Source organism: Pseudomonas sp. 5Vm1k (assembly GCF_056161485.1).
Genome location: NZ_JBSPCZ010000009.1, coordinates 236,508 through 255,081 on the forward strand (window position 1 = coordinate 236,508; position 18,574 = coordinate 255,081).

Sequence of the window (18,574 nt, forward strand, 5' to 3'; positions counted from 1 at the left end):
CACGAACGCAGCGATGCGAACGGGTCGAAGAGATGCAGCAAGCTTCACCGTTGTAAATTGAAATATGTAGTTCCGTGATAGCTCAGTCGGTAGAGCAAATGACTGTTAATCATTGGGTCCCAGGTTCGAGTCCTGGTCACGGAGCCAATTTCAAACCGGGGTATAGCGCAGTCCGGTAGCGCGCCTGCTTTGGGAGCAGGATGTCAGGAGTTCGAATCCCCTTACCCCGACCATTTTTGGGTCGTTAGCTCAGTTGGTAGAGCAGTTGGCTTTTAACCAATTGGTCGTAGGTTCGAATCCCACACGACCCACCATTTTTGAAACCAGTTAACGCTGGGATCAGATCTTAAGATCAGAGGCCAAAAGCGCTGATCGAAGAAGGCGACTTGTAAAGGTCGCCTTTTTTTTACCGGGGTATAGCGCAGTCCGGTAGCGCGCCTGCTTTGGGAGCAGGATGTCAGGAGTTCGAATCCCCTTACCCCGACCATATTAAAAATCCTCGTATCGAAAGATACGGGGATTTTTTTTGTCTTTGAAAAAGCGAATCCGCTTCAAGTCATCGTACAACTTGCCGATAACGAGCCAACGGAGCGCGCACAGCGCGTCCATCTCCAGCCATAAAAACAAAAGGCGCTCGTTATGTTGCTTCGTCAGCTGAATATTGCCCCCCGTGCGGCACTGGGTTTTGCCCTGATTGCGGTGCTGGTGGCGTTGCTCGGGGTATTCGCACTGGGGCAGATGTCGAGCATTCGTGACAGCGAAGTGGCGGTTGAAAGCCAATGGCTGCCGAGCATCCGTGGTGGCGATGAGATCCGCGAGATCATGCTGCGTATCCGCACCATCTCTTTGCGCATGGCCCTGGACCAGGACCCGAAGAACATCGCGCAGTACCGTAGCCAGATGGACACCCGGGACAAGGAGCTGAGCGACAAAATTGCTGCCTATGACAAGCTGGTCAACAGCGCTGAAGGCAAACAGTTGTATGACCAGTTCAAAAGTACTTTCGCCGCCTACCGCTCAGGTATCGCCCAATCGTTCACCCTGGCCGAACAAGGGCGTCGCGATGAGCTGACCAAACTGCTGCTGGTGGACATGAAGACCGTGGTCGACGGCTCTGGCAAACAACTCAATGACCTGGCTGATCTGTTCGCCAAACAAGTCGCTGCCGAAAGCCAGAACTCCGCCGCGCATTACGAAACCTCGCGCACCATCGTCAGCCTGTTCATTGCCCTGGCGGCGCTGGCCACTGTCGGCCTGGCGATGTTGCTGACCCGCAGCATCGTGCGCCCGTTGAATGAAGCGGTGATCGCCGCGGAAAACGTGGCGCGGGGCGATCTCACCAACCCTATCGCCACCCACGGCAGCGATGAGGTCAGCCGTTTGCTCAAGGCGCTGGCGACCATGCAGCAGAACTTGCGTGAAACCCTGCAAGGCATCAGCGGCTCGGCCACGCAACTGGCCACGGCGGCCGATGAATTGAACGCGGTGACCCTCGACAGCACCCAGGGTCTGCAACAGCAGAACAACGAGATCGAACAAGCCGCGACGGCGGTCAACGAGATGACCACCGCCGTGGAAGAAGTCGCACGCAATGCGGTGTCTACGTCCGACGCTACGCGCCAGTCCAGCGAGTCGGCGCACCTGGGTCAGGAACGGGTCAGCGAAACCGCCAGCGCGATCAGCGCCCTTGCCAGCGACGTACAGCACACCGGTGAGTTGGTGCAGTCGCTGGCCAATCAGTCCCAGGACATTGGCAAGGTGCTGGACGTGATTCGCGCCATCGCCGAGCAAACCAACCTGTTGGCGCTCAACGCCGCAATTGAAGCGGCACGGGCGGGGGAGAGCGGTCGCGGTTTTGCCGTGGTGGCCGATGAAGTGCGAGCGCTGGCACATCGCACTCAGCAGTCGACCCAGGAAATCGAACAAATGGTCCAGGGCATGCGCAGCGGATCGACGCTGGCGCTGGATTCCATGCAGGCCAGCGCTTCCCGGGCTGCCAGCACATTGGTCCTGGCTGAGCGCGCTGGCGAGGCGTTGCAAACCATCACCGCGTCGGTGCATGAGATTCATGAGCGCAATCTGGTGATCGCCAGCGCGGCTGAAGAACAGGCGCAAGTGGCGCGGGAAGTCGATCGCAACCTGGTGAACATCCGCGACCTGTCGGTGCGCTCCGCCGCAGGTGCTGATCAGACCAGCGCTTCCAGCCATGAGCTTTCAAAACTGGCCAATGCCTTGCAAGGCATGGTGCAGCGCTTCCGGGTGTAAATCCACCAGACACAAAAAAGCCGCGCTTCCGGTCGGGAATGCGCGGCTTGTTTGTACTGAGGCTTAGGCGCCGTCTTGGTCTTTCAGGTGTTCAAACAGACCTTTTGGCATTTTCTTGCCATTGGCTTCGAAGTTGGCTTTCACGTTGTTGTAAGCCTCTTGCTCGTCGATGAAGCCGTCATGGTTGGTGTCGATCTTGTCGAAGTTGGACTTCGGCGCAACGGCCTGGAATTCGGCACGGGATACTTTGCCGTCGCCATCGGTGTCGGTCTTGGCCATCGACGCATCGCCGCATTTACCTTCGCCACATTTGCCTTCCGGGGTTTTCACGACCTGCTCGGCCGATGCCAGCAGGTAGCCTTGGGTCAATGGCTGGGACGCGAATACGGAACCGGTCAACATCATGCCACCGGCCAAAACAGCGCCGAGCAGACCGATAGTGTTTTTAGTGGTACGGGACATTTCAATTCTCCTGGGTTGCACGACACAACCGCTCGATAAGGGATGCCGCGTAGTGCGGCGTTAACCGAAGCAGGCGGTGCCTTGCTCGGGTGTGGCCATTTAGCGGGGCGGGTGTATCGCTACTGTGTCGTGCAAGGGGGGAGTTTGTAAGCGAAGGGGTGAAATCGTGGGGCGGGATACAGTGAGACACACATCCAAGAGTTGATGCAGAGCAAATGTGGGAGCGGGCTTGCTCGCGAAGGCGGTGTGTCATTCAACATTGATGTCGACTGACACTCCGCATTCGCGAGCAAGCCCGCTCCCACAGGGGGGTTGTGTTAATGCAGCTTCAGTCGCGGCTCAGTCCCGCGCCCAATCTTGCTCCCCAACATCAACATCGCCGTACGAAACGCGCCATACAACGCCATCTGGTGCATGCGATACAACGACACGTAAAACATCCGCGCCAGCCAACCTTCCAGCATCACGCTGCCGGTGAGATTGCCCATCAAGTTACCCACAGCCGAAAAACGTGACAGCGAGATCAGCGAGCCGTAGTCGGTGTACTTGTATTCCGGCAACGCCTTGCCTTCGATCCGCAGCTTCAGGGATTTGGCCAGCAACGACGCCTGCTGGTGCGCAGCCTGGGCGCGCGGCGGTACGTTGCGGTCGGTGCCCGGTTGCGGGCAAGCGGCGCAGTCACCGAAGGCGAAGATGTTCTCGTCGCGGGTGGTTTGCAGGGTCGGCAGCACTTGCAGCTGATTGATGCGGTTGGTTTCCAGGCCATCGATGTCCTTGAGGAAACCCGGTGCACGAATCCCGGCCGCCCAGACTTTCAGGCTGGCGTTGATCACTTTGCCATCGGCGGTAATCAGGCTATCCGTCGTGACTTCGCTGACCGCGGCATTGGTCATCACGTTGACCCCGAGTTTCTCCAGGGTTTTATGCACAGGCCCGCCGATGCGTTCCGGCAGGGCGGGCAGCACCCGTGGCCCGGCCTCGATCAGGGTGATGTGCATGTTTTCCGGTTTGATCCGGTCCAGACCGTAAGCCGCCAGTTCGTGGGCGGCGTTGTGCAGTTCTGCCGCCAGCTCGACGCCGGTGGCACCAGCGCCGACGATGGCCACGCTGATCTGTTCCACCACGTCCGTTTGCCCGGCATGGGCGCGCAGGTAGTGGTTGAGCAGTTGCTGATGGAAACGCTCAGCCTGTTTGCGGGTGTCGAGGAACAGGCAATGCTGCGCCGCGCCCTGGGTGCCGAAATCGTTGGTGGTGCTGCCGACCGCGATCACCAGCGAGTCGTAGCCCAATTCACGGGCCGGCACCAATTCCACGCCGGCTTCGTCATAAGTGGCGGCCAACTGGATTTTTTTCTCTGCGCGATCGAGCCCGCTCATGCGCCCCAGCTGGAACTCGAAGTGGTTCCATTTGGCTTGGGCAACATAGTTGAGTTCGTCTTCGGAAGAGTTCAGCGAACCGGCCGCCACTTCGTGCAGCAGTGGTTTCCAGATGTGGGTCAGGTTCGCGTCGACCAGCATCACACTGGCCGTGCCACGCTTGCCCAGAGTCTTACCCAGACGGGTAGCCAACTCCAGACCGCCGGCGCCGCCGCCAACGATGACAATACGATGAGTCATGGGGATATCTCGCAAGGCTAAAAGAAATCGGTGCGATTACCCGAGCGAGCGCGAGGCAGCTCATAGCGTCAGGTAACCGATAAGGCGGCTCAGCAAGCCCAAACCAATGGTCACTGCCAGCACCAGCACCAGGAGCATCCACGGCCGGAAAGGCCGGCGCTCGACTCGGTGTTGGGACAAGTGCAGGTACTCTTCGACATGCTTCTGGTCGTCTGGGTTCAGGCGGCTGGTCATATTGGGCCTCGTCAGGGGTAGACGTTGCTGAATGTGTAGAAGCTACAGGCTGATTTAACGAACGTTGAACGGAGCATAGCCGCTGTCGGGGACAGGCTCGACGCTCACGGTGTCGTCCAGTCGAATGATTCCACTTTGTAACACTCGGGCAGTGATTCCGCCATGGCCGCGAACGGCCTGAAAAGTCCCGGGGCCGAGGTTGTTTTGCAGGCGTGCGCACGGTTGGCACCAGCCTGTGGTTTCGAAAATCGCCTGGCCGATCTTGAAGCGCCGGCCCTTGAGGCTGAACAGATTGATGCCGCTGACGACGATGTTGCGCCGCAGATCATTCGGTAACACCGGTTTATCGTCCGGGCGGCCCATGAGCGAACTGATCACCGCCAGGTGTTCCCACTGAATCAACGTCACCTGCCGCGCATTACGCACGCCGGGGCGCGCCTTGTCGCCGGTCAAACCGGCCTCAAGTCGTGCTTCCACGGCCTCCAGTTCAATCATCGGCGCATGCGATTCCGGACGCACGCCGATCCAGCGTACACGGCCGATTTGCGGGACTTCGGCAATCAATTCCTGCAATGGGCTCACAGGCTGATCCCGACGTCGAAGACGATACTGCGCCCCAGGTTGCTGCGCAGAAAATCCGGTGCGTCCGGATGAGCGAACAACACACGGGCGAACGTCGGCCCGACCAGCGACAACGAGCGCCAGCCCTGGCGCAAGTATTCGGTGGGCGGGGGGAAATGGCTGTTGAGGTCCAGCACTTCGCGCTTGAGGCTGGCGAAGGCAATGATGTCCAGCTCGCCCAGGTCCATGCCGCGCTCTTTGTAGTTGTGGGCTTTTTTACGCAAGGTCGGCGCCAGTCTCAGCAGGAATTCATTGGCCGGAATGCGCCGGGGCTTGGCCTCGCGACGCACCAGCGAACTCAGGGAAAACGCGCTGCGCCGGCGTTGCAGTTCGTCGCGCCATTCGTCGTTGAGGCGTCGGCCTTCGTCGAGTACGAAGAACACCTCGAAACTGGCATCGCGAAACAGCACGTCCGGCGGCTCACCGGCGGGGGCGAATTCGTCGGCGCGATAGGGAATGTTCAGGCCTTGCAGCAGGCGCTGGCACACCCAACGCTCACGCTCCCATTTGCGGGCATTGGACAGGAACGCGTTGGCTTGCTCGGCCGCGATGGTCAGCAGGCGTAAATAATCTGAGTCATCCATAGGCCCAAGCTTAGCGTTCAAATGCGACAAGCAGAAAGCTTTGCATCCACTGGAGGCACTTTTGCGCCGGTGTATGCTGGGATGGAGACGTACCCAACAAGGAGTGTGACGTGGTGTTCAAGGGGATGGCGTCATGATCGGCGCAGAGTTGCTATCACCGCAGAGCCTGGCGGTCGGCTGGCTGATTTATGTACCCGTGGTGATCTGGGCGATCTGCCGCGCGCCATGGGTTGAGCTGTTCACCGACAGTCGCCGTCAGCATCTGCTGTTCGGCACGGTGTTCGCGCTGTTCATGCTGTGGCTGGTGCGGCGGGATTTCGATACCGGCGTGTCGTATCACTTTATCGGCATGACGGCGGTAACGTTGCTGCTGGACTGGCCCTTGGCGATTGTCGGCGCGCTGGTGGCGCAACTGGGTTTGGTGCTGCTCGGGCGTCAGGATCTGGCCGCCGTCGGGGTGAACGGCGCGTTGATTATCCTGTTGCCGGTGCTGGTCACCGAATGCTGCGCGATCCTGGTCGAGCGTGCCCAGCCGCGTAATCCCTTTGTGTATATCTTCGTTTCCGGTTTCTTCGCGGCGGCGCTGTCGGCCTTGCTGTGCCTGCTGCTGGCGCTGACATTGCTGTGGTTCGACGAACGTTTTGCGATGCCGTATTGGCTCGAAGATTTTGTCGGCTATCTGTGGCTGCTGATTTTCCCCGAGGCATTTATCAACGGGATGATCATCAGCGCGCTGGTGGTGTTCAGTCCTGAGTGGCTGGAGACGTTCAATCGCACGCGTTACCTTTCGGCGCCGTGGAAAGACGACGATCCCAAGTCTTGATCCACATCAAATCGACTGATCACTGACGCTTCCATGCTTCGGGAAACCTTTCAGGAGCACCGATATGAGCGTCTACGAATGGGCAAGGCAGGAGTTGCGTCACAGTCTGGATGCGGCGCAGGAAGTGGGGTTTGATCCGGGGTTGAGCCTGCGCGCCTTGCTCAGTGCGGTGGTGCAGCAGAGCAAGGCGGTGCGCAGTGTCGAGGATCTGGCGGATGAATTGCAGTTTCTCGCCGAGAACCTCGATGACGGTCAGGACTACGGCTTTATGCGGCCCTGATGCCTATGGATAAAGACGGGGGGTTAGTGACGTGGCTCGAAGTCTTCACTGAACAGGTCGTCCTCGGCGTCCGGGCTCACCGGGATCTTGTGTTCTTCCGACGCCCAGGCACCCAGGTCGATCAGTTTGCAACGATCCGAACAGAAAGGCCGGAAGGTGCTGGTGGCACTCCATTCGACAGGGGCGCCGCAGGTTGGGCAATTGACGGTTGGGGTCTGGCTCATGACTGGCCTCCACGCAAAGTTAAATAAAAGTGATGCAGGCGCTCGACCTCGCTGTGCAGCCAGGCGAGGTCGCGGTCGTTGACCACCACATCGTCGGCATGGCTCACGCGGTCCTGGCGGCTGGACTGGGCCTTGAGGATCGCCTGGACCTGTTGTTCGCTGGTCTGGTCACGCTGCAGGGTGCGTTCGATCTGCAGTTGTTCCGGGGCATCGATCACCAGCACCCGTTGGGTCATGGCGTATTGGCCGGACTCGATCAACAGCGGCGATACCAGGATGGCGTAAGGCGATTGTGCCTTGGCCAGATGGTCGACGATTTCCCTGGCGATCAGTGGATGCAGTAACGCCTCGAGCCAGCGGCGTTCCTCCGGCACTTCGAAGATCAGTTTGCGCAACGCGGCGCGATCCAGTTGCCCATCGGCTTGCAGCACGCCGGGGCCGAAGTGCTCAGTAATTTTCGCAAGCGCCGGACGCCCCGGTTCCACCACCCAGCGCGCCGCGTGATCGGCGTCCACCACGTGCACACCGAGGTCGATGAAGTGTTGGGCCGCCGCGCTTTTGCCGCTGCCGATGCCGCCGGTCAAGCCGAGAATCCAGGGTTTTTCCACAGGGGTATTCATTTCAAACCGACAAACTGCCAATAGAAGTCGGTTATTTGACCACCCCAGAGCAACGCAATCCAGCCGGCAATTGCCAGATAGGGTCCGAAGGGGATCGGTGTCGAGGTTTTCGCGTTACGCAAGCGCAGCAAAATTACCCCGAGAATCGCCCCCACCAGCGACGACAACAGGATGGTCAGCGGCAGTACTTGCCAACCGCCCCAGGCCCCGAGCATCGCCAGCAGCTTGAAGTCGCCATGACCGATGCCGTCCTTGCCGGTGATCAACTTGAACAGCCAGAACACCGACCACAGCGCCAGGTAGCCAGCCACCGCACCCCACAACGCATCGTGCAACGGCACGAACAGCTCGAAGCTGTTGACGATCAGCCCCAGCCACAACAGCGGCAGCACCAACACATCGGGCAACAGTTGATGCTCGGCATCAATCAGGCTCATCGCCAACAGGCCCCAAGTCAGCACCAGCATCAGGCAGCCAGGCCAACCGAAACCGAAATGCCAGGCGATGAACGCCGAGAGCAGACCGCAGGCCAGTTCGGTCAATGGGTAACGCTTGCTGATCGGGGCCGCGCAATGGGAGCAGCGACCGCGTAGAAACAGATAACTGAGCACCGGGATATTTTCCCAGGCGCGAATCTTATGAGCACAGTGCGGGCACTGGGAGTGGGGCAGCATCAGGTTGTAGGTCGGCAGGGGTGTTTCGGTGGGGAGGCCGAGAACATCGTGAGCCTGCATGCGCCATTCCCGTTCGAGCATTTTCGGCAGGCGCCAGATCACCACGTTGAGAAAACTGCCAATCACCAGGCCAAGCACCAGCGCGAAGATCACGAAGGCCAGAGGATAGAGGGTCAGATAGTCGTTCAAGGGCATGTCAGACCGCTGAGCCAAGTTGGAAAATGGGCAGGTACATGGCAACCACCAGGCCGCCGACAACAACCCCCAGCACCACCATGATGAACGGTTCCATCAGGCTGGTGAGGTTGTCGACCATGTTATCCACTTCGTCTTCGTAGAAACTGGCGACCTTGTCGAGCATGTCGTCCAGCGCGCCGGACTCTTCACCGATGGCCGCCATCTGAATCGCCATGTTTGGAAAGACGCCGGAGGTGCGCATGGCAAAATTGAGCTGCATGCCGGTCGATACATCCTGCTTGATGCGCAGCACCGCGCGCTTGAACACGATATTACCGGTTGCGCCGGCCACCGATTCCAGGGCATCCACCAGCGGCACCCCGGCGGCAAACGTGGTCGATAGCGTGCGGGCGTAACGGGCCACGGCGGACTTGTACATCAGCGCGCCCACCAGCGGCAACTTCAGTAGCCAGGTGTCCATGCGATCGCGAAAACCCTGGGACTTTTTCATCGCGCGACGAAAACCGAAGACCGCTGCGATCAGGCCGCCGAGCATCAGCCACCACCACTCTTGCATGAACTCCGACAGACTGATGACCATCAACGTAAAGGACGGCAGTTCGGCGCCAAACCCGGCGAACACGGTTTTGAATTGCGGCACTACCTTGACCAGCAAAATGCCGGTGACGATGATTGCAACGAACACCACGGCCAGCGGATAGGTCATGGCTTTCTTGATTTTGGCCTTGAGGCTTTCGCTCTTTTCCTTATAGGTGGCCACCCGATCCAGCAGTGTATCGAGGGCGCCGGCCTGTTCGCCGGCGTCCACCAGGTTGCAGTACAACTCGTCGAAATATTCAGGCTTGCGGCGCAGGGACGCGGCGAAGCTGTTGCCCGCTGCGACTTCCTGTTTTACCTCGTCCACCAGTTTGCGCATCGCCGGGTTGTCGAAGCCTTCGCCGATGATGTCGAACGACTGCAACAGCGGCACGCCGGCCTTCATCATGGTCGCCATCTGCCGGGTGAACAGTGAGATGTCCTGGGCCTTGATGCGTTTGCCAAAACTGAAAATCGAGGCGGATTTCTTGCGCACCTTGCCTGGATTGATGCCTTGCTTGCGCAATTGCGCCTTGATCAGCGCCGGGTTCTGACCGCTCAATTCGCCGGTCATCTTCGTGCCTTTTTTGTCCGTGCCTTCCCAGGCGTAAACGCTGATTTTTGCTGCCTTGACCGCCATGTTCAGTCCTTGGTGACCCGGTTGATTTCTTCCAGGCTGGTAATGCCTTGCATGGCCTTGTTCAGGCCCGACGTACGCAGGTCGTTAAAGCCGTCCTTGCGCATCTGGATCTCGATTTCCAGGGAGTTGCCTTCAGCCATGATCAGCCGTTGCAACTCAGCTGTGTTTTTCACCACTTCATAGATCCCTACGCGTCCTTTGTAACCGTTGTTGCAGTGTTCGCAACCGACGGGCTCATAGATCGTGAATGAGCCGATGCGTTCCTCGGGGAAGCCTTCCTTGATCAGCGCCTCTCGGGGAATCTCGATTGGCGTCTTGCAGTGGCTGCACAGCTTGCGCGCCAGGCGCTGGGCAATGATGAGGGTGACCGAGGTGGCGATGTTGAAACCCGGGATGCCCATGTTGTGCAGGCGGGTCAGGGTTTCGGCAGCGCTGTTGGTGTGCAGGGTCGAGAGCACCAGGTGCCCGGTCTGGGCGGCCTTGATGGCGATTTCTGCGGTTTCCAGATCGCGAATCTCGCCGACCATGATCACGTCCGGGTCCTGACGCAGGAACGAGCGCAAGGCCTGGGAGAAATCCAGGCCCTGCTTGGGATTGACGTTGACCTGGTTGACGCCTTCCATGTTGATCTCCACCGGGTCTTCGGCGGTGGAGATGTTGATGTCCACGGTGTTGAGAATATTCAGCCCGGTATACAGCGAAACAGTTTTACCCGAGCCGGTGGGGCCGGTCACCAGGATCATCCCTTGTGGCTGCTTGAGGGCGGCCATGAACAGGGCTTTCTGGTCGGGTTCATAACCGAGGGCATCGATACCCATTTGGGCGCTGGACGGGTCGAGGATCCGGATCACCACTTTTTCGCCCCACAGGGTCGGCAGGGTGTTGACCCGAAAATCGATGGACTTGCTCTTGGACAGGCGCAACTTGATCCGCCCGTCCTGCGGCCGACGCCGTTCGGAAATGTCGAGGCTGGCCATGACTTTGAGCCGGGCGGCGATGCGGTTGGCCAGTTGAATCGGTGGCTTGGCAACTTCACGCAGAATGCCGTCGGTGCGCATCCGCACCCGGTAGGTTTTTTCGTAGGGCTCGAAGTGCAAGTCGGAAGAGCCACTCTTGATCGCATCGAGCAGCATCTTGTGGACGAAGCGCACCACCGGCGCATCATCGGCGTCTTGCCCGGCGATGGAGTCCTGGTGCTTGTCGTCGATCGATTCGACGTCCAGGCCATCGAGGTCAACATCGGCCATATCTTCCAGGCCGGTGGTGTGGGTGTCGAAGAACTTCTCGATAGCGTCGCTGAGTTTGTCGTCTTCCACCAGAATGGCTTCGGTGCTCAGGCCGGTGCTGAACTGGATGTCGTTGATCGCTTGGTGGTTGGTCGGGTCGGAAATCCCCACGAACAGTTTGTTGCCGCGTCGCCAGAGCGGCAGGGCGTGGTGCTGGCGAATCAGCTTCTCGCTGACCAGGCCTTTGGGCTGTGTTTCCTTGTCGAGGCAGTGGAGGTCCAGCAAGGCCATGCCGAAATGTTCTGAGGCGATCTCGGCCACCTGCCGGCTTTTCACCAGTTTGTTTTGCACCAGGTAGCTGACCAGGGAAATGCGACTGCGTTGGGCTTGCTGATACGCCTGTTGCGCGCTTTTGTCAGTGAGCAGTTCGGCCAGCACCAATTGCTTGGCCAGACCGCTAAGGGCGATGTCATTCATGGGGATACCGGACGCAGACAGTTCATGACTTATAGCCTAGTCAAGGGATGCAGCGAAACCAGCGGCGTTCAGGTGACAAAAAGTGTCAGATAGTGCGGTTGTCGGGGGTAGGAAGGGCCGTTGTTGTCACGCCGCACCCTGTGGGCAGGGCCTGGAAGGCTTGGCATGGAGCGTGCTGGGGCTTATGCAGATCATGAGATTCCGACTCATGCATGGAGCTTGTCTATGAACACTCAAAAAGGTTTTACCCTGATCGAGCTGTTGATCGTGGTGGCGATCATCGGGATTCTGGCGACGTTTGCATTACCGGCTTATAGCAAATACCAGGCGCGGGCCAAGGTCACCGCCGGGATCGCGGAAGCTTCAGCGCTCAAAGTGGCGTATGAAGACGTTATGAATACAGGTACGGCAGATCCCGCGATCACCACTGTTTCGCCTGCGGGGGCTACAACCACGAACTGCACGCTGGCCGTAACGGGTACTACCGCCAGTGGCGTCGGGACTATTACCTGCACGCTGCTTAATGCCCCGTCGCTTGTACAGGGTAAGGTCATTACTCTGAGTCGCGCTCAGGCGGGCACTTGGTCATGTGCAACGACGGCCTTGAAAGAGTTTTCCAGCCCGGGTTGCCCTGGCGCTTGATGTTGCTATAACAGAATCGATACCCCGCCCGAAACGGCGGGGTATTTTTTTGCCTGTCGGCCGGGCGATTACTCAAAAAGCAGGTGATGGATGCAACTTTTTTCGCTGCCCTTACATGAACAGGGAAACCCTCGACAATTCATGGCCTTAGGCCTGCGAGAAAACCGGCAAGTTGCATGTACTTAATCTCCTCTTCATGCATTTTGCATGATTGTGGAAATTTCCTGTTTTTATAAGGTGTTGATTTATAACGATTTAATTGATTTTTCAAAGTTGGCACAGCGTTCGCAATATACCCAGTAACCCTGCTGAGAAGACACGCAGCAGACTTTATAGAAAAACAGGAGTTACTCGTATGAAGAAGTTCGCTATTGCTACTGCTACCGCGCTGACCCTGACTATGGCCGGTGCAGCATTTGCACAGACCACCGCTACCACCCAAGCCCCGATGACTCTGGCGGCTGGTGAAATGACCAAAGCTAAAGAAACCACTTCCGATACCTGGATCACTACCAAAGTCAAAAGCGACCTGGTTACCGAAAAAGGCATTCCAGGCACCGACATCAAAGTAGAAACCAACAAAGGTGTGGTATCGCTGTCGTCGACTGTAGCCGTTACCGAAGCTCAGAAGTCCACCGCTGTTGCGATCACCAAGAAAATCAAAGGCGTCAAAGCGGTCTCCGCTGACGGCCTGAAAGCCGAGTAAGGCAAGACTTCTCCGCTTGAACCGGGAGAAGGCGTGGCAGACGGGCTGAGCAATACGTTTGCCGCCTCTGGAGAGTTCATGCGAAGGCCACAAGGATGTGGCCATTACAGGCCTCCGACATTCGTGTCGGGGGCCTGTTCTATTGTGGAAGGACAAAAGCAAAAGATCGCAGCCTTCGGCAGCTCCTACAGAGGAATGCATTCACCTTGTAGGAGCTGCCGAAGGCTGCGATCTTTTGACTTTAATTGCCGCGCTTGCTGGTGATCTGCACCAACCGATTACCCTCAAACCGCAGGTATTGATACATCCCGTTGTTGGGGCCGTAGGTCCATTCCTCAACCTGGAACTCTTCCCGTCGATTGGCGCTGCGCTTGTAGCCCAGCGCATCCTGGGCCACGGGTTGTCCGCATTTCTGCAGCACTTCGCTGGACCGGTCGCCCACGCTGACCAACTGACTGCCACAGCGCAGGGTATCGGCTGCGCTGGCCTGACTGGCAGACATCGCCAGGGTCAGGCCGATCAGCAATTGTTTGATCATCACTCGGCATCCAGGTGCAGGGGTGTAATCACCCGACCATCACTTTGCGCTTCGCCCAGGTTGGCGTCGACAAAGTACACGCGGTCATCGGCCATCTGCGCCTTGTCCACCAGGAAGTCCTTGATGCTGCTGGCCCGTTCCTGGCCCAGTTGCCGCAACAGCACATCGCTGGAACTCCAGAACTTGATCACGTCCGCGCGCATTTTGGCGGTGCGTTCTTCCTTGCCCAGATCCTTCCATTCGGCGGGCGGCTGAGTCTTGAGGCGGGTGCGGTAAATCCCTTCCAGCAGTGGACCTTTCTCGCCATCCGGTACCTGCAACAGGGACGCCTGGGCCGGGACCTTGTCGCCACGACGCTGGAGCATTTTGTAGTAGTTGTACTGGTATTCGCGCTCCAGGCGTTGCTCGGCGATCAGCGGGCCGTCGCTGCTTTGCGCGGCGGTGCCTTCGATTTCCAGGCGCAGGGCCGGACGTTCCTTGAGTGCGCCGGAGAGTTTGATCAGCGACGCTTCAGCGTCTTTGCTCAGGTCACTTGAGCCTGGTGCAAACGACACGGTGCCCAGATCTTCCGAGCTGCCGCCGCTGATCAGCCCGCCGATCATTTTGAACGGCGCGGCGGCCGCTTTCACGATCAGATTGCGCAGGGTCTGCCAGACAATCGGCATGATGCTGAACTGCGGGTTGTTCAAGTCGCCCGTCACCGGCAGCTCGATGGAGATCTTGCCATCGACGTCCTTGAGCAGGGCGATCGCCAGTTTCAGCGGCAGGCTCGTGGCGTCCGGGCTGTCGACTTTTTCCCCCAGTTGCAGTTGTTCGACGACAACCTTGTTTTCGGCCTTGAGCTGGCCTTTGGTGATCAGGTAATGCAGGTCAAGATTGAGCCGGCCCTTGCGGATACGGTAGCCGGCGAACTTGCCGGAGTAGGGCGTCAGGGTGGTCAGTTCTACCCGTTTGAAACTGGTGGCGATGTCGAGGCTGGCCATCGGGTCGAACGGGTTGACCGCGCCCTTGATGGTGACCGGCGCATAGCGGTCGACCTTGCCCTTGATGTCGACACTGGCCGGTTTCGCCTGACGGCTGTCGATGGTGCCGACCGCTCCGTTAAGCTCTTGAACGGCGGTGGCGAAGTTCGGTGTCAGGCTGAAGTCGGCAAAGTTCGCCGAGCCGTCATTGATCGCAATGCCGCCAACGTGAATGGCCAGCGGTTTGTCCTTGCCGGCCGCCGGTTTGGCTGCGGCGGTCTTGGCGCCGGCGTCAGGCGGTTGCGGAACCAGCAGATCATCGATGTTGGTGGTGCGGTCATCATTGATCATGAAACGCGCATAGGGCTGGAACAGGTTGACCTTGTCGATCGACAGGCTGTCGCCGTGCTGATAATTCAGGCCTTCGAGCACCAGTTGCTGCCACTTGAGGAAGTCGCGGGTTTTCAGGGTGTCGAGGGTGTGCAGTTGATCGACCTGGGCTCGGCCGGTCACGCTGAAGGCCAGTGGGTCGGTGCTTTTGAGGTCAACCGCCAGGTCACTGCCGAGCATGCCGCTGCGCAGCTCCAGGCGAATGAACGGAGTGATGTAGGACTGGGCGACGCGAAGGTCGATGTCCTTGGTTTGCACTTTCAACTTGGCACTGACCGGCGCGAGATTGACCTCGCCGTCCGCGGTGATCTTGCCTTGCTTGCCGATGCCTGTGTCGAGCTTGAGCTTGAAAGGCGAGCCATTGAGGCTATCGAAATTCTGCAGGTCCACATTCAGCGGGCCCACTTCCAGCGCCACGGGCGGCTGTGCCTTGCGGTCGGCCAAGTGAACCTGGTAATTGCGCAGTTGTACGTCTTTGAGCATTACCTGCCACGGCTTGCTGGGTGGCGCCGGTTCAGGTTTTGGTGAGTCAGCGGCAGCAGGAGTGGCCGCCGGTTCGGCTTTGGCTTTGACCGCCGCTTTAGACGGTTGGCTGGCGAACAGTTTTTGCCAATCCAGTTGACCGTCCGCTTCCAGAGCGGCCCAGGTTTCGAGTTTATTGCTGCGAATCTTGCCGACCACCACTTGTTGCTTGGCCAGGTCGACGGTGGTTTCACTGACGTCCAGGCGTTCAAGTTTCACCAGCGGCCGACCGTCTGGTGCATTGATGGCGAATGGCGCGACGCTGACCGCGACGTTGCTCAGCAGCAGTTCGGTTTCCTTGGTCAGGTTGAGCTTGTAGTCGGTGCTCAGGTTCAGCACGCCGTTTTCCAGGGCCAGTGGCAACGCATCACGCACGTATGGCCACCAGACTTTCATCTGGCCGTCGGTGACTTTCAACTTACCTTCGGAGGCGATCGGGATCAGGCTGAAATTACCGGTCCAGTCGATCTGCCCGCCTGCCGGGCCAGCGGCGACCAGGGTCATGTCAGCGTTGTCATCGGGCAGGGTGCTGAGGTTCTTCAGCTCGAAATCGAGTTTGTCGTAAAGGAATTCGATCGGCTCGCTGGGCCGTGCATCCTGGAAGTGCACATAGCCGCCGGCCAGTTTGATGCGCTCTACCCGCAGCGGGAACGGCTTGGCATTCGGGTCGGCCGGGGTCGGTTCGCTGGCGGGGATTTTGAACAGACCGAGCAGGTTGAGTTTGCCGTCCTTGCCGAAGAGGATTTCGGTCTTGGGCTTGTCCAGTTCGATATCGGACAGGTGCAGCGCCTTGGTCCACAGGCTGTCGATCTGCAGGTTGGCGTAAAGCCGTTCGAAGCCGACCTGTTCCTTGCCCGGCTCACCGATGATAAGGCCCCACAGGGTGACTTCAAGGCTGAAGGGGTTGAGTTCGATCCGCTGGATATGTGCGGGCGTTGTGGCGTAGTTGGCTAACTGCTGGTTGGCGATCCGCAAGGCGATGCCCGGCAAAATCAGAAACCCCAGCAGGCTGTAGAGGGCCAGAGCAGTCAACAAGGCGCCGATAGCGCGAATCAATCCTTTGGGCATGTGCGGCTTCATTTGTCTGATCGGAGTGCCTTGGAGTATGGCACGCGTTTTCGGTTCCGAAGTACTCGCCCTGTTCAGGTTTGTTCAGAAAAAAGTGTATGAAACTTCCTCGCGATTCAAAGCTGCAGGATCAGGGTTTTCAACGGTGGCTGCTGATCCATCGATGGGAAATCCGCGCCCGGGGTCATCACCGACCACTCACGCACCGTCCGTCCGGCCTTCTCCGCACAGCGCAGCACCTGTTCGCGCCAGTCGTCCATGCTGACTTTCGCCAGGTTGTTGCAGCAGATCAGCACGCCATTGTCGGCGGTAGTCAACAGCGCGGGCTTGAGCAGGCTCTGATAGTCGCGCAGCAGGTCGACGGTGCCGAATGCACTCTTGGCCCAGGCTGGCGGATCGAGCAGCACCAGATCGTACTGACGCTGTTCCAGGCGCTGGTAGCTCGGCAGTTTCTGCCCGCGACGCTGGCTGATCGGCAGGCCGGCCAGTTGGCGGATCGCCGGGAAGTAATCGGACTGAATGAATTCCATCGTCGGCAACTGCGGGTTGAGCAGGCCATTTTCGCGGCCAACGGCCAGGTTGCCTTCGGCGAAGTCGAGGTTGCAGACTTCGCTAGCGCCGCCCGCCGCCGCACTCAGGCCGACGCCGCAGGTGTAGGCGAACAGGTTCAGCACACTTTTGTTCTGGCTGTGATCCTTGACCCAGCCGCGGGTGTTGCGCAGGTCGAGGAACAGCAGCGGGTCTTGTCCGGCATGACGGCCGCGAACCCGGTAGTTGAGGCCCCATTCGTGACCGATCAGGTCTTGCAGCGCTGCGTCGTCGGCTTGGTAGACAGTGTCTTCACGGTCAATGCGCGAATTGCCCCTGGAGCGGTCGTTGTAGACCAGCAGGGTGTCGAGCCCCAGGTGTTGATTGATGATGTCGTGCAGTTGCAGCAGCACGTCGCGCTCCAGCGACTGGTGAAAACTTTGCACCAGCAACTGCGGACCGTAGCGGTCGATAGTCAGGCCGCCGGCGCCTTCCTGGCTGCCATGGAACAGGCGATAGCAATCGGTGCCCTGCTGATGCAGTTCGGCAAGCAGGTCCTGGCGATGATCGAGGGCGGCGCGCAGCGCCTGATTCAAGGAAGACATGCTGGGCGCCTTGCAGGAGGAGGGAATTTGGCGCGGGAGTTTAACACTGTGGCGAGGGAGCTTGCTCCCGCTGGGCTGCGAAGCGGCCCCAAAATCTCAGCCATTATCGGGATTTTTGCGAGCGCTTTGCGCTCGAGCGGGAGCAAGCTCCCTCGCCACAGGTATATCGATGCAGGGGCGGCGGGTCAGGTCAACAACCCCATCCGCCGCTTGGCCCGCTGCACCGAGCCATTGCGCATCGCCCAGCGCAGCATCGGCGCACTGCGCCTGACGCTGGCGCGGATCAGCTGGCGTTGCAACGGGTTCTGACTGACCCCGAGCATGTCACTGGCCCAGTCCGGCAGCAGGTCGATCCCGGCCTGCATCATCAAGCCACCAAACGGTTTGGCCATACGGCTGGGGGAGGGTGCATTCAGCAGCAGGCGCAACACCTCGCGACTGCGGTCGTCACACAGCAGTTGCGGACGGATTCTCTGGAGGTATTCAGCCATTTCCTTGCGGCTGCGGGGCACGTCGCGGGCTCCCAGGCGCTCGGCGATCACTGCGATTTCCGCGTAGTAACGGTCCTGATCCGCCAGGGACAGGTGTGGATTGCGATAACGCAGGTGCGCGGCAAGGAAGTTGCTGACCTCAGCCACATGCACCCAGGTCAGCAAGTCGGGATCGCTGGCGGCGTACGGCCGGCCATCCGGCGCGGTGCCGACCACTTGCAGGTGAATGGTGCGCACTTTCTCGATCAGCCAATCGGCGTCCTTGCGCGAACCGAACGTCGTCCCGGAGATGAACTGACTGGTGCGGCGCAAGCGGCCGATCATGTCTTCGCGAAAATTCGAATGATCCCAGACCCCGGCCAGGGCCAGTGGATGCAGGGCTTGCAGCATCAGTGCACTGATCCCGCCGATCAGCATGCTGCTGAAATCGCCATGGACTTGCCAACTTACCGACTCGGGACCGAACAGGCCCGGATCGCCCTTGGGGTTTTCCAGGTCGAGGTTGCCCAGCGACAGACCGGTCAGGCTCATAAGCTGGGTTTCGATGCGGCTGCGGATGAATTCCATGGCGACTCAGTGGCGAAAAAAGGCTGACATGGTAT

General features: G+C 59.2%; 19 protein-coding genes and 4 tRNA genes. 9 read left to right on the forward strand and 14 right to left on the reverse strand.

Features of this window, described 5'->3' with window-relative positions; all coding sequences use genetic code 11:
- Positions 1-71 precede the first annotated feature (71 nt).
- The 5 genes from ACWIKB_RS19480 to ACWIKB_RS19500 all read left to right on the forward strand — a co-directional run bounded on the left by ACWIKB_RS19480 (position 72) and on the right by ACWIKB_RS19500 (position 2,265).
- Positions 72-147, forward strand: a tRNA-Asn gene (locus ACWIKB_RS19480).
- Between the two features lie 9 nt (positions 148-156).
- A tRNA-Pro gene (locus ACWIKB_RS19485) sits at positions 157-233 on the forward strand.
- Between the two features lie 5 nt (positions 234-238).
- Positions 239-314, forward strand: a tRNA-Lys gene (locus tag ACWIKB_RS19490).
- Positions 315-410: 96 nt separating this feature from the next.
- Positions 411-487 (forward strand) — tRNA-Pro (locus tag ACWIKB_RS19495).
- A 152-nt stretch (positions 488-639) separates the two neighbouring features.
- Complete coding sequence (locus ACWIKB_RS19500) at positions 640-2,265, forward strand: methyl-accepting chemotaxis protein (RefSeq protein ID WP_475268899.1); 1,626 nt, start codon at positions 640-642, stop codon at positions 2,263-2,265.
- 63 nt (positions 2,266-2,328) lie between these two features.
- On the opposite strand, the gene ACWIKB_RS19505 is transcribed toward ACWIKB_RS19500, so the two are convergent.
- The 5 genes from ACWIKB_RS19505 to ACWIKB_RS19525 form a co-directional block, all read right to left on the reverse strand.
- The gene (locus ACWIKB_RS19505) at positions 2,329-2,727 is read right to left on the reverse strand and encodes an HvfA family oxazolone/thioamide-modified RiPP metallophore (RefSeq protein WP_475268900.1); all 399 of its coding nucleotides are present in this window, start codon (positions 2,725-2,727) and stop codon (positions 2,329-2,331) included.
- A gap of 317 nt (positions 2,728-3,044) precedes the next feature.
- Complete coding sequence (locus ACWIKB_RS19510) at positions 3,045-4,343, reverse strand: NAD(P)/FAD-dependent oxidoreductase (protein ID WP_475268901.1); 1,299 nt, start codon at positions 4,341-4,343, stop codon at positions 3,045-3,047.
- A gap of 60 nt (positions 4,344-4,403) precedes the next feature.
- Entirely contained in the window at positions 4,404-4,577 is a 174-nt protein-coding gene (locus tag ACWIKB_RS19515; protein ID WP_054051322.1) for a DUF3094 family protein, read from the reverse strand.
- 54 nt (positions 4,578-4,631) lie between these two features.
- Positions 4,632-5,159 carry an MOSC domain-containing protein gene (locus tag ACWIKB_RS19520; RefSeq protein WP_475268902.1) on the reverse strand — a complete coding sequence of 176 codons (528 nt, stop codon included), beginning with the start codon at positions 5,157-5,159 and terminating at the stop codon, positions 4,632-4,634.
- Entirely contained in the window at positions 5,156-5,782 is a 627-nt protein-coding gene (locus ACWIKB_RS19525; RefSeq protein ID WP_008154887.1) for a DUF1780 domain-containing protein, read from the reverse strand. The genes ACWIKB_RS19520 and ACWIKB_RS19525 overlap by 4 nt, the downstream gene beginning before the upstream one ends.
- A 133-nt stretch (positions 5,783-5,915) precedes the next feature.
- Between ACWIKB_RS19525 and ACWIKB_RS19530 the strand changes: the two genes are divergently transcribed.
- Entirely contained in the window at positions 5,916-6,605 is a 690-nt protein-coding gene (locus tag ACWIKB_RS19530; protein WP_475268903.1) for an energy-coupling factor ABC transporter permease, read from the forward strand.
- Between the two features lie 64 nt (positions 6,606-6,669).
- Positions 6,670-6,885: a hypothetical protein gene (locus ACWIKB_RS19535; RefSeq protein WP_008033212.1), complete on the forward strand. Its 216-nt coding sequence runs from the start codon at positions 6,670-6,672 to the stop codon at positions 6,883-6,885.
- A gap of 23 nt (positions 6,886-6,908) precedes the next feature.
- Here the strand turns inward: ACWIKB_RS19535 and yacG are convergent, their stop codons facing one another.
- From yacG to pilB, 5 genes are read right to left on the reverse strand one after another with little or no spacing between them, the layout of a single operon-like run.
- A complete protein-coding gene (gene yacG, locus ACWIKB_RS19540; RefSeq protein WP_123404924.1) occupies positions 6,909-7,109 on the reverse strand; it encodes a DNA gyrase inhibitor YacG in 201 nt (66 codons plus the stop codon).
- Positions 7,106-7,729 carry a dephospho-CoA kinase gene (coaE, locus tag ACWIKB_RS19545; protein ID WP_475268904.1) on the reverse strand — a complete coding sequence of 208 codons (624 nt, stop codon included), beginning with the start codon at positions 7,727-7,729 and terminating at the stop codon, positions 7,106-7,108. Before coaE ends, yacG begins: the two co-directional genes overlap by 4 nt.
- Positions 7,726-8,598: a prepilin peptidase gene (locus ACWIKB_RS19550; RefSeq protein ID WP_475268905.1), complete on the reverse strand. Its 873-nt coding sequence runs from the start codon at positions 8,596-8,598 to the stop codon at positions 7,726-7,728. The genes coaE and ACWIKB_RS19550 overlap by 4 nt, the downstream gene beginning before the upstream one ends.
- 1 nt (position 8,599) lies before the next feature.
- Complete coding sequence (locus ACWIKB_RS19555; protein ID WP_475268906.1) at positions 8,600-9,817, reverse strand: type II secretion system F family protein; 1,218 nt, start codon at positions 9,815-9,817, stop codon at positions 8,600-8,602.
- Positions 9,818-9,819: 2 nt separating this feature from the next.
- Positions 9,820-11,520: a type IV-A pilus assembly ATPase PilB gene (gene pilB / locus ACWIKB_RS19560; RefSeq protein ID WP_475268907.1), complete on the reverse strand. Its 1,701-nt coding sequence runs from the start codon at positions 11,518-11,520 to the stop codon at positions 9,820-9,822.
- A gap of 225 nt (positions 11,521-11,745) precedes the next feature.
- On the opposite strand from pilB, the gene ACWIKB_RS19565 reads away from it, so the two are divergent.
- On the forward strand, positions 11,746-12,162 hold the full coding sequence (locus ACWIKB_RS19565) for a pilin (RefSeq protein WP_475268908.1): 417 nt from the start codon (positions 11,746-11,748) through the stop codon (positions 12,160-12,162).
- Positions 12,163-12,517: 355 nt separating this feature from the next.
- The gene (locus ACWIKB_RS19570; protein WP_475268909.1) at positions 12,518-12,868 is read left to right on the forward strand and encodes a BON domain-containing protein; all 351 of its coding nucleotides are present in this window, start codon (positions 12,518-12,520) and stop codon (positions 12,866-12,868) included.
- 241 nt (positions 12,869-13,109) lie between these two features.
- Here the strand turns inward: ACWIKB_RS19570 and ACWIKB_RS19575 are convergent, their stop codons facing one another.
- From ACWIKB_RS19575 to ACWIKB_RS19590, 4 genes are all read right to left on the reverse strand, one after another.
- Positions 13,110-13,406 (reverse strand): DUF2845 domain-containing protein, encoded by a 297-nt coding sequence (locus ACWIKB_RS19575; protein WP_475268910.1) that lies wholly within the window; start codon positions 13,404-13,406, stop codon positions 13,110-13,112.
- A complete protein-coding gene (locus tag ACWIKB_RS19580) occupies positions 13,406-16,348 on the reverse strand; it encodes a DUF748 domain-containing protein (protein WP_475268911.1) in 2,943 nt (980 codons plus the stop codon). The genes ACWIKB_RS19575 and ACWIKB_RS19580 overlap by 1 nt, the downstream gene beginning before the upstream one ends.
- 116 nt (positions 16,349-16,464) lie before the next feature.
- A complete protein-coding gene (locus tag ACWIKB_RS19585) occupies positions 16,465-17,481 on the reverse strand; it encodes a class I SAM-dependent rRNA methyltransferase (protein WP_475268912.1) in 1,017 nt (338 codons plus the stop codon).
- Positions 17,482-17,666: 185 nt separating this feature from the next.
- On the reverse strand, positions 17,667-18,539 hold the full coding sequence (locus ACWIKB_RS19590; RefSeq protein ID WP_475268913.1) for an oxygenase MpaB family protein: 873 nt from the start codon (positions 18,537-18,539) through the stop codon (positions 17,667-17,669).
- Positions 18,540-18,574: the final 35 nt, after the last annotated feature.